Origin of the sequence: Xanthovirga aplysinae (assembly GCF_009711365.1) — a bacterium.
GTDB classification, from domain to species: Bacteria; Bacteroidota; Bacteroidia; order Cytophagales; family Cyclobacteriaceae; genus Xanthovirga; species Xanthovirga aplysinae.
On the sequence record NZ_SMMB01001139.1, the window covers coordinates 1 to 9,164 of the forward strand.

The window sequence follows — 9,164 nt, forward strand, 5'->3', positions numbered from 1 at the left end:
GAATTAAAGGCTAATCAACAACTGTATGCACTTTCCAAATCCATTGATTCATTGGAAAATCAAGTGGAGATGCAAGATCAGTTTATTTTAAACCTTACAAACATAATGACGGGTGAAGGAAATGATTCTTCAGAAACAAATGCCATTAACAAAAATACTATTACTACACAATCTAAACAAATCCCTCTCAGTCCTCAAGAACAAGCCGAAATTGATGATGAATTTCGTAAAGAATTTGAAAATTTCGGGGAAGAAGGCTTAAAACTAGCCAGGGATGAAGAAGGAGACCTTCAGGAATTATTTCTTTTTAAACCTGTGGCAGGTATTGTTACGGATAAATATGAGGTAAAAAACAAACATTATGGGGTAGATATTGTTGCCAAACAAGATGAACCCGTAAAATGTGTGGCGGATGGAACGGTGATTCTATCTTCCTGGACCCAGGACTCCGGCTATGTGATAGCCGTTCAGCATAAAGGAAATATGGTGTCAGTTTATAAGCATAATGCGGAATTATTGCAGGGTGTGGGAGATTTTGTAAAGGCGGGTGATGTCATATCAATTATAGGAAATACCGGGGAACTTACCACCGGTCCTCATTTACACTTTGAATTATGGTATAATGGTAATCCGGTGAATCCGGAGGAGTTTATAACTTTATAAATTTTACGTACAAATGTTTAATAATAACAAAAAACAGGAGATGGTTTCGGAGCATGAGCTTCAAAATGCAAGTAACATTATTTCTAAGGGAACCGTTATCCGGGGAGACATTGAGACGTATGGGAATTTGAGAGTGGAAGGGGAATTGGTCGGAAATGTTAAATCAAAAGCCAAAGTAATTTTGGGGCAAACTGCTCGTGTAGAGGGAAATTTATATTCTCAATATGCCGAAGTGGAAGGGGAAGTTAAAGGTTATGTAGAAGTCACTGAAACTTTAGTGCTTAAATCATCTGCTGTTATTAATGGGGATATTATTGCCAATAAGTTGGTGGTAGAAACAGGAGCTGTATTTAATGGAAATTGTAAAATGGGCGAAGACAAAAACTTAAAAAGTAGTAGTGAAGAAAGCGCCAAAGAAAAAAGTAAAGCAAACACAAAAACAGTTTGATCAATACCTTAGGTACAGTGGGTTGGCATTTCAAATGATGGCCACCATTTCCATTGGGGTATGGGGAGGAATAAAAATTGACGAATGGATGGGCAATGAGTTCCCAATTTTTACCGTTGTTTTTTCACTTCTGGCCATAGTTGGAGCGATTGTGAGTGTGATTAAAAGTTTACCTGAAGAATGAATGGACACAGAAAACCATTTTTTAAGTTAATAGTCTTCACAGCGGTATTAGCCGCTGTTTTCTTTTTGTTAGATTATTTAGAATCCGGCCTGCTACATAGACACATTTGGCGCTTTCTGTCATTTTTTGCGGTTCAAGGATATATAACTTCCAAAATAATATTTTTGGGTGCCGAAAGAAGCAATGGTTATATAGTACCATATTATTTTGCGGCTATGTTTCTGCGTTTTTTTTGCAGTATATTCGTGGCATTTTTGTTTTTGTATTTTGGCGTAGAGCACCGTCTTGCGTTCGCTTTAAACTTCTTTATTCTCTATTTATGTTTTTTATGGTTTGAAATAAGTTTGTTATTGACTAACTTGCGCCCAAATTCTAAGAAGAGTAATTGAAATGGCAAATATTGCAATGCGAGGGCTGAATAAGCTGCTGAAAATAACATTTTTACTTTCAATATTGGTGACGTTTTCAAATGCAGGAGCATTTGCTTCTTCCGAGGAAAGTGAGGGAGGAAAGACAGATTATATCATGGAGCACATTAAGGATGCTCATGATTGGCATTTGGCAACTATCGGTCATACACATGTTACCATTCCTTTGCCAATTATCTTATATTCTCAAGAAAAAGGGCTGGATATTTTTATGTCCTCTAATTTTTATGATGAGCACCACAACCATGTGGCCTATAATGGTTACCAGTTAAATTCTCATGGGAAAATTGAGGCCCTGGACGGCAATAGCTTCCTGGATATTTCTATTACAAAAAACACGGCTTCCTTACTTATTAGCGCAATTTTGCTTTTTGCGATATTCTTATCTGTAGCAAAGCGTTACAAACAAGCCCCAAATACTGCACCTAAAGGTTTGCAGTCATTTATTGAGCCAATAATATTGTTTGTTAGAGATGATATTGCCATTCCGAATTTAGGGGAAAAGAAACATGCCAAGTTTATGCCGTACTTATTAACGGTGTTTTTCTTTATTTGGATAAATAACCTTATGGGGCTTTTGCCAGGTGCCGCCAATCTTACCGGTAATATTTCTGTCACCTTCGTTTTGGCAGTTTTTACCTTGATTATTACAAATGTAAATGGGAACAAGCACTATTGGGGGCATATTTTTAATATGCCGGGCTTACCTAAAGTACTTTTACCAATCATGGTACCTATTGAGATAATTGGAATATTTACAAAGCCATTTGCCTTAATGGTCCGTTTGTTTGCGAATATCACTGCAGGGCACATTATAATTTTAAGTATCATTGGATTGATTTTTATTTTCGGAAGTTCGCTTACGGGAATAATAAGTGTTCCATTTGCTACGGCAATGAACTTTTTGGAACTATTGGTGGCCTTTATTCAAGCTTATGTATTCACTTTGCTTTCAGCAATTTTTATAGGTCAGGCAGTTGCTGATGATCATTAATTTGGAAACCTTTTGTTTAATTTTTATAAATAAATACTGTTAATTATGGAGGCTTTAGGTCTTTTAGGCGCTGGTATCGGTGCCGGAATCGTAGCGATAGGCGCGGGACTTGGTATCGGTAGAATTGGTGGTTCAGCAATGGAAGCAATTGCAAGACAACCAGAAGCCGTTAGTAAAATTCAGACTGCAATGATTATCTCAGCTGCCCTTATCGAGGGTGTGGCACTTTTCGCCGTGCTGGTATGTCTATTGTTGGCAATCTAAAAAAGGTTGTAGATCGGTAATGTAGGCATTAGGCCTGTTACCGATCTTATTTTTGAAGTTTATTCTTTATTTATATAGAAGGATTTTATAATGGATCTTATTATCCCTGAAGCAGGTTTAGTCATTTGGCAAACAGTGGTTTTTCTAGTTGTACTTTTTGTCTTAGGAAAGTTCGCCTGGAAACCGATTTTAAATGGCTTAAAAGAAAGAGAATCTTCCATTGAAAATGCTTTAGAGTCTGCAAAGCAAGCCAAAGAAGAGATGGCTAGGTTGAAAGCAGATAATGAAAAGTTATTGGAAGAGGCCAGAGCAGAAAGAGACAAGATTCTTAAGGATGCCGTAAAAGCAGCCAATGAAATTAAAGAATCAGCCAAGGAAGATGCTCTTAAAATTGGCGAAAAAATGATAGAAGAGGCTAAGGCCACTATTATTGCAGAGAAAAAAGCTGCGTTAAAAGAGGTGAAGAGTCAGGTGGCTACTTTGTCTTTGCAGGTGGCTGAAAAGTTATTGAGAAAAAACTTGGAGGGTGAGGCTGCTCAGAAGGATTTGGTCAATGACTATGTGGAATCCATTAAATTAAATTAATACAGGTTGCTTTCGGACGATGTCTGAAAACACAGAACCTAATAATTTTAAAAAGGAAGAGAAGATGTCAGACTTCAGGGTGGCTTCTAGGTATGCTAAATCTTTGTTGGAATTAGCAGGTGAAAAAAATCTGTTAGAAGAAGTGCATGCAGATATGCAGCTTTTTGATCAGGTTTGCCAACAGAACAGTGAATTTGCCCGTTTGTTAGCAAGCCCTGTGGTGTTGCCAGAAAAGAAACTTAGTATTATTAAGTCAATTTTTTCTGATAAGATCTCAGAACTAAGTTTGGTTTTCCTAGAATTGGTTTGCAAAAAGGATCGTGAGAAATTACTTCCCGCTGTCGCTAAACAGGTGCATGTGCAATATAACGCTTTGAAAAAGATTCAGGAAGCGACTGTGGTGACAACTTTCCCTCTCGATGATCAATTGAGGAATCAATTTAAAGAAATTATCCGGAATGCCAGTGGGTGTGAAGGAATAGAATTAACTGAAAGGGTGGATAAAGATCTGGTCGGAGGTTATATCTTAAAAATTGGTGATAGACAGATTGATGATAGTATCAGTCGAAAGTTGCATGAATTAAAACAGAATTTTATGCAAAATTAGGGGAATAACTTCAGCAATACGCTGGTTTTTCAACAGATATAGTATTTAACTTAAATTATTGACATATAATGGCAGAAGTAAGACCAGATGAGGTTTCAGCGATTTTGAGAGAGCAACTCTCGGGTGCTAAAACCGAAGCTGAACTCGAAGAAGTAGGCACTGTCCTTCAAGTAGGTGACGGTGTTGCGACCATCTACGGACTTTCTAAAGCCCAGTCAGGGGAGATTTTAGAATTCGAAAACGGTGCTCAAGCCTTAGTACTTAACCTGGAAGAAGATAATGTAGGAGCTGTAATCCTAGGTTCTTCTGAAGGTGTAAAGGAAGGGAATACTGTAAAAAGAACTCGTCGTATTGCTTCCATTAAAGTTGGAGATGGAATGGTGGGGCGTGTAGTAGACACCCTTGGTAATCCGATTGATGGTAAAGGACCAATTGGCGGTGAACTCTTTGAGATGCCTATCGAACGAAAAGCTCCAGGAGTAATTTTCCGTCAGCCGGTAAACGAACCATTGCAAACGGGAATTAAATCCATTGACTCTATGATTCCAATTGGTAGGGGTCAGCGTGAGTTGATTATTGGTGACCGTCAAACAGGAAAAACAGCCGTAGCCATTGATACCATTTTGAATCAGCGGGAGTTCTACGAAAAGGGAGAGCCTGTTTTCTGTATTTATGTTGCAGTTGGGCAAAAAGCCTCTACTGTAGCGGGGATTGTGGCTGCTTTGGAAAAAGGTGGTGCAATGGATTACACGGTAGTGGTATCTGCTGCAGCATCAGAATCTGCACCTATGCAATTCTATGCTCCATTTACTGGTGCTGCCATTGGTGAATTCTTTAGAGATACTGGTCGACCTGCCTTAGTAGTTTATGACGATTTGTCAAAGCAAGCCGTAGCTTACCGGGAAGTTTCTCTTTTATTAAGAAGACCTCCAGGGCGTGAGGCATATCCCGGAGATGTATTCTATTTGCACTCAAGATTATTGGAAAGAGCTGCCAAAGTGAATGGCTCTGATGCGATTGCTGCAAATATGAATGATTTACCTGATTCCTTGAAAGGAAAGGTAAAAGGAGGAGGCTCATTGACTGCCTTGCCAATTATCGAAACTCAAGCTGGTGATGTATCTGCATATATCCCAACTAATGTAATTTCGATTACTGACGGTCAGATCTTCCTTGAAACCAACCTCTTTAATGCCGGTATTCGACCAGCTATTAACGTGGGTATTTCGGTATCTCGAGTTGGGGGTTCTGCTCAGGTTAAATCAATGCGGAAAGTGGCAGGTACCTTAAAGTTGGATCAGGCACAGTTCCGTGAATTGGAAGCTTTTGCTAAGTTTGGTTCTGACTTAGATGCGGCCACCAAGTTGACTATCGAAAGAGGTAGAAGAAACCAGGAAATTTTAAAGCAGCCTCAATATTCTCCAGTAGCCGTAGAGCAACAAGTGGCGATCATTTATGCTTCTACGAATGGTTTAATTGATGAAGTTCCTGTTGAGAAGGTAAGAGAATTCGAAGATGAATTTCAGACCATAATGACAGCAGAGCATAGAGATGCTTTGGATCTTTTGAGAGCTGGCAAGCTTGATGAAAAAGCAACTTCAGCAATTCGAAAGGTTGCCCAGGAATTATCCAGGAAATACGCAAAGTAAAATTTGATATACACAGGCAAGTTTCTTTTTAAGGAACTTGTCCTGTTCTAATAGCTATATAATGGCGAACTTAAAAGAAGTAAAGAACAGGATTGGGTCAGTAGTATCTACGCAGCAAATCACAAAGGCAATGAAAATGGTTGCTGCTGCCAAGTTGCGACGGGCTCAGGATCGAATTATTCAGCTGCGCCCATATGCTGAGAAACTTTCTGCTATTCTTCAAAACGTTTCTTCGGATGTAGATGAATCCCTGGTGAATGAGTATGCCATTGAAAGGGACGTGGAAAAGGTCCTTCTTGTGGTGATTACTTCTGATAGAGGACTGTGCGGTGCCTTTAACTCCAATGTTTTTAAACACGTTACCAGTTTAATTGAGAAAAATTATAGTCAACAACAGGCAAATGGTAATCTGCGTTTATTGACTATTGGACGCAGGGGACATGAATATTTCTCAAAGAGGGGGTATAAAGTAATCGGTGACTTTTCAGAGTTATTTTCAGAGCTGTCTTTTAACGAAGTTCGTAAAGCAGCAGAGTATGCTATGGAAGGATTTCGTGCAGGAGATTTTGATAAAGTGGAGGTGGTATACAATGAGTTTAAAAATGTGGCCACTCAGATTTTGAGAACCGAACAGTTTCTTCCAATTAAGCCTGTGGAGGAAGAAGAACAAAAAGTTGAGAATATAGATTATATCTACGAGCCTGATAAGGCCTTTATCATTAAGGAGTTGATCCCTAAATCATTGAAGATCCAATTCTTTAAAACTCTTTTGGAATCTAATGCTTCAGAACATGGGGCTCGAATGACCGCAATGGATAAGGCAACAGAAAATGCCGGAGAATTGCTTAAAGAGCTTCGCTTAACCTATAACAGGACTCGTCAAGCCGCCATTACTACTGAGATCTTAGAAATCGTAGCTGGGGCAGAGGCCCTTTCAAGTGGAAGATAGACATCTTTGAAAGATAATATACTTTATAAAAAAGCTCATATTTAATGGGCTTTTTTTATTTTTGCCCTATGTTAAATCAAGTGTTAAAGCTGGCAAGGATTCTTAGCATTGATGTGGTGTTGGGGGCCTGCTTGTGTAGCTTGTTTGTGGGGCGGTATTTTCATACGCAGATACCTTCGGTATCGGTTATTTGTTTGGGAATTTCCGTCTGGGTTATTTATACCGTTGATCATCTATTGGATGCATCCAAAATTTCCCACAAGGCACATTCCCCAAGACATTATTTTCACCAAAAATACTTCTTTCCTCTTTTAGTGGCTGTTGTCCTTGTAGGCCTAGTAAATTTTCGTCTTATATTCTTTTTGCCAACTCCTACTCTACATTGGGGTATTATTCTTACTGCTCTGGTGGTTCTCTACTTTTTGATGTTAAAGATATTTCGCAAGGATTTCTATGTACAAAAGGAGTTTATTATTTCTTTGATTTATACAGCTGGGATCTTTACCCCTCAATTGAGTGTTGACCATCATGATATGAGGCTAGAGGAAATTTTTCTCATTATTCAATTCTTTTTTATAGCTCTAGCTAATTTATTGGAATTTTCTAGCTTTGAACGATTTATTGATAAGATGGATGGACATAAATCTTTTGTTCAATTTGCTGGTAGCAGGGTTACTAACCTTCTTATTAAAATGTTTGTTTCGGTATCCTTCTTTCTTAATGTTGGATTGATCCTATATGGGACTCACAGGTATGAGCAACTCGTTATTACGGCTATGTTAAGTACCTTAGGTCTTTTGATCGCATTTCCCCATTTCTTTGAGAGATCGGAACGTTATCGGATATGGGGGGATGCCATTTTTTTATATCCTTCTATTATTTTTTTAATTGAATGGGTATGAGCCTAACTGGGAGTTTTGATGCTGTGTCTTCTTTTTATGATCCACTTTCTCGTCTTGTTTTTGGTAAGGCATTGATAAGGTCACAAACTTGTTTTTTGAACTTGGTGCCTCAATATGCCCATGTTTTAATTATTGGAGGGGGAACAGGTTGGATAATTGAAGAACTTTTGAGTAAAAAGCCCTCGGTATTTATTACTTATGTTGAAGCATCAGTCAAAATGCTTGAAAAAAGCAAAGAGCGCTTCTCTAATTCTCCATTTAAGGATCAAATTACTTTTATTCTAGGAACACATCTGACAATTAGAGAAGAGGAGAAATATCAGGTGGTCATTACTAATTTCTTTTTGGATCTTTTTCAGCAGGCCACATTACCCTCTATCATGAATCCTATATACAAAGCCTTAGACAAGGATGGCTTATGGTTTTTCTCTGATTTTTCCTTGAGGTCTAAGAGAACTTATTCTTTTTTGCACAAGATTTTAGTAAGAATTATGTATTTGTTTTTTGGCGCATTTTGCAAAATTGAAGGAAATCAATTGCCCAATTTTGATAAAGCCTTTCAAGATTTTGACCTTAAAGAAGTGGCGGGCCTATACTTTTATACAGATTTGGTACAGGCCAAGGTGTTTATTAAGAAATGAAAGTAGAAGGTAATTGATAAAAAGAAATTTAGAAAGACCAAATTATCATGGCACCCTAAATTTCTATTTTTATATTTCTTTTTAGTTCAAAAAAGCTGCAATAGGAAAGGCATTTAAACCTATGGTACTTAATCCTAGAAGTAAATAAAGGTTTGCATTTTGTTTTCATAAATTTCAAAGATGCTTTCTGCCAGTGATTTCTCATTGCTCAATAGCGGTACATTTTCTTTTGTCGAAGAAACCTTTTTATTGCTTTTTAAAGTAGATTTATAAAGTTCAGCCAAAGCAGCTGGGCTATTGATGGTTTCTTGCAGTGTCCTAGCTCTATTTCTGGCTTCGTTAAGGTCTATGCAACAATTTTCTTTTACCTTAATCATAGTTGTGACTAGGAATGCAGTTTGAAAACCTAAGAAAGCAAAATCTAACTTCTGCAAGGAAGGTTTAACAGTGTTAATAGGGAAGATTGATTGATCTTTAGTTGCATCATAATTTCTTTTGAAAAGGGTAAATAACTGCGGTGATTCAGCATTGAAATTTTCTTCTGTGCTCTTTTTTAAATTGAAAGCTTCAGATCTTCGAACCACATTTCCTACTGCAATAACAAGATGCGCCCCTTCCTTTTCAATTAATCTTTTACAAGACTTGGACACATCCACTGCATGAGTGGGAGGGAGGTATTCTTGAATGTAAATGGGAGGAGAACTTAACCATCGGTTAAAATGGAGTTTTAACCCAAATATAAAGTTTTTCCTTGCATTCACATCCTCCATATTGGGAATTAAGAGCCCAATAGTGAAATCATCTAAATTCAAGTCAATAAGGCCTTTTCTAGTGGGGGCTAGCCGGGTTG

Annotated in this window: 12 protein-coding genes; 11 read left to right on the top strand and 1 reads right to left on the bottom strand. The window is 37.9% G+C overall.

Annotation, left to right across the window (positions count from 1 at the left end):
• The 11 genes from E1171_RS14070 to E1171_RS14120 form a co-directional block, all read left to right on the top strand.
• On the top strand, positions 1–663 hold a 663-nt coding region (locus E1171_RS14070), incomplete at its 5' end, for a M23 family metallopeptidase (protein ID WP_155206666.1).
• Between the two features lie 13 nt (positions 664–676).
• Positions 677–1,111, top strand: coding sequence for a bactofilin family protein (locus E1171_RS14075; protein ID WP_155206667.1), 435 nt, complete (start codon positions 677–679; stop codon positions 1,109–1,111).
• Entirely contained in the window at positions 1,062–1,295 is a 234-nt protein-coding gene (locus E1171_RS14080) for an AtpZ/AtpI family protein (protein WP_343031382.1), read from the top strand. Before E1171_RS14075 ends, E1171_RS14080 begins: the two co-directional genes overlap by 50 nt.
• 390 nt (positions 1,296–1,685) lie before the next feature.
• On the top strand, positions 1,686–2,717 hold the full coding sequence (gene atpB, locus E1171_RS14085) for a F0F1 ATP synthase subunit A (protein WP_246164348.1): 1,032 nt from the start codon (positions 1,686–1,688) through the stop codon (positions 2,715–2,717).
• Positions 2,718–2,762: 45 nt separating this feature from the next.
• Positions 2,763–2,981 carry an ATP synthase F0 subunit C gene (gene atpE / locus E1171_RS14090; protein WP_155206668.1) on the top strand — a complete coding sequence of 73 codons (219 nt, stop codon included), beginning with the start codon at positions 2,763–2,765 and terminating at the stop codon, positions 2,979–2,981.
• 90 nt (positions 2,982–3,071) lie between these two features.
• Complete coding sequence (locus tag E1171_RS14095; protein WP_155206669.1) at positions 3,072–3,566, top strand: F0F1 ATP synthase subunit B; 495 nt, start codon at positions 3,072–3,074, stop codon at positions 3,564–3,566.
• Between the two features lie 64 nt (positions 3,567–3,630).
• Positions 3,631–4,173, top strand: coding sequence for an ATP synthase F1 subunit delta (gene atpH, locus E1171_RS14100; RefSeq protein ID WP_155206670.1), 543 nt, complete (start codon positions 3,631–3,633; stop codon positions 4,171–4,173).
• Between the two features lie 68 nt (positions 4,174–4,241).
• Positions 4,242–5,822: a F0F1 ATP synthase subunit alpha gene (gene atpA / locus E1171_RS14105; protein ID WP_155206671.1), complete on the top strand. Its 1,581-nt coding sequence runs from the start codon at positions 4,242–4,244 to the stop codon at positions 5,820–5,822.
• 61 nt (positions 5,823–5,883) lie between these two features.
• Positions 5,884–6,771, top strand: a complete 888-nt coding sequence (atpG, locus tag E1171_RS14110; protein WP_155206672.1) for an ATP synthase F1 subunit gamma — start codon at positions 5,884–5,886, stop codon at positions 6,769–6,771.
• Between the two features lie 68 nt (positions 6,772–6,839).
• Complete coding sequence (locus E1171_RS14115) at positions 6,840–7,673, top strand: hypothetical protein (protein ID WP_155206673.1); 834 nt, start codon at positions 6,840–6,842, stop codon at positions 7,671–7,673.
• Positions 7,670–8,314 carry a methyltransferase domain-containing protein gene (locus E1171_RS14120; protein WP_187696457.1) on the top strand — a complete coding sequence of 215 codons (645 nt, stop codon included), beginning with the start codon at positions 7,670–7,672 and terminating at the stop codon, positions 8,312–8,314. Before E1171_RS14115 ends, E1171_RS14120 begins: the two co-directional genes overlap by 4 nt.
• Before the next feature lie 134 nt (positions 8,315–8,448).
• Here E1171_RS14120 and E1171_RS23880 read toward each other — a convergent pair.
• The coding region (locus tag E1171_RS23880; RefSeq protein WP_187696458.1) for a hypothetical protein at positions 8,449–9,164 on the bottom strand (716 nt) is incomplete at its 5' end.